The following is a 1,531-nucleotide window of genomic DNA, read 5'->3' on the forward strand; positions in this document are numbered from 1 at the left end:
CGGCGCGAACACGCCGTAACGGCGGCCGATCGAGTCCAGACCGTCACGAATCAGCTGGGCACGATGGATAACACCCGCGAGGACTGCCGGATCATTGACGGTGTCGATCACCGCTTCGGCAACGGCGCAGGCCAGCGGATTGCCGCCGTAGGTCGAACCGTGGGTGCCGAAGGCCAGCACATCCGCAGCGGCCTGAGTCGCCAGCATCGCGCCGATCGGGAAGCCGCCGCCCAAGCCCTTTGCCGTGGTCAGCACGTCCGGCGCAACGCCGTAATGCTGGTAGGCATAGAGATGGCCGCTGCGGCCGACGCCGGTCTGCACTTCATCGAAGATCAGCAGCGCCTTGTGCTGGTCGGCAAGACGACGCGCGGCAGCCATGAACGCCGGGGTGGCCGGCATGATGCCACCCTCGCCCTGCACCGGCTCGAGCACGATCGCGCAGGTATTGCTCGACACGGCGGCTTCGAGCGCCGCGACATCATTGAACGGCAGATGACGAATGCCGCCGGGAATCGGCTCGAAACCCTGCGTGTACTTGGCCTGACCGCCCACCGATACCGTGAACAGCGTGCGGCCGTGGAACGCGTTGTAGAAGGCGATGATCTCGTGCTTCGCCGGGTCGATCGCGTTGCCGTAGCGACGCGCCAGCTTGAATGCGGCCTCGTTGGCCTCGGCGCCGGAATTGCAGAAAAACACCCGATCGGCAAATGTTGCATCGACCAGCTTCCGCGCCAGGCGCAATGCCGGCTCGTTGGTCATCACGTTCGACAGATGCCAGAGCTTGCCGGCCTGTTCGGTCAGCGCGGCCACGAGCTTCGGATGGCAGTGCCCGAGCAGGGTCACAGCGATACCGCCGGCGAAGTCGACGTATTCGCGCCCGGCTTGATCCCACAGGCGGCTGCCCTCGCCTCGCACCGGCACGATGTCGGCGGGCTGATAGTTGGGAACCATGACCTCGTTGAAGGTCGAGCGAGTGACGTTCATGTCGTTACCTGCGGGACTGCCGCTGCAATGCTCGTGGGAAATTCCACGGTGCATTTTGCCAGTTCGCGGCTTCTGCCGACATCAGCGACTGACCACGGCGGCGCAGTCGTCGCCGAGCGGTGGGCTCAGAGCTGGCCCGGTCGGCTCAGTTCACGAACCCGAACGCGGCCCGCGGCACGGCGGCGGACCATGTTGCTGCGCGGAGCACAGCTGCCGGCCGGCACCCGTTCCTTGATCAGCTTGAGCACGCTGCGGGCCACCTGATCGGCCATCGTCGGTGTCGATACCGACGCCACCAGCGCCGCGCGTTCAGCGCCGACTTCAGTCAGCTGCCAGGCACCCGGGCTCGGCGACACCAGGCTTTCTGCCGAAGTCAGCAGATCGAGTGCCAGATAGAGGTCGGTGTGGCGCAAACCCGTGGCGCGCCATTCGCTGCGCAGGGCTTCAAGCTCAACCACGGTCTCCTGCCGCGCATCGAGCGCGTTGAGCACGTCGTAAAGTGCATATTCGAAAATACTGTCGTCGACTCTGAGCATGACGTTCATCC

General features: G+C 65.2%; 2 protein-coding genes. Both read right to left on the bottom strand.

What is annotated here, in order from left to right:
• Positions 1-984: acetylornithine/succinyldiaminopimelate transaminase (locus QZY06_RS19820; RefSeq protein ID WP_295687427.1), on the bottom strand; the 984-nt coding region annotated here is incomplete at its 3' end.
• 125 nt (positions 985-1,109) lie between these two features.
• A partial coding sequence (locus QZY06_RS19825; RefSeq protein ID WP_295687429.1) for a hypothetical protein occupies positions 1,110-1,531 on the bottom strand: 422 nt, incomplete at its 5' end.

The organism is uncultured Nevskia sp. (genome assembly GCF_903885465.1).
In the GTDB taxonomy this organism is placed as follows: Bacteria; Pseudomonadota; Gammaproteobacteria; order Nevskiales; family Nevskiaceae; genus Nevskia.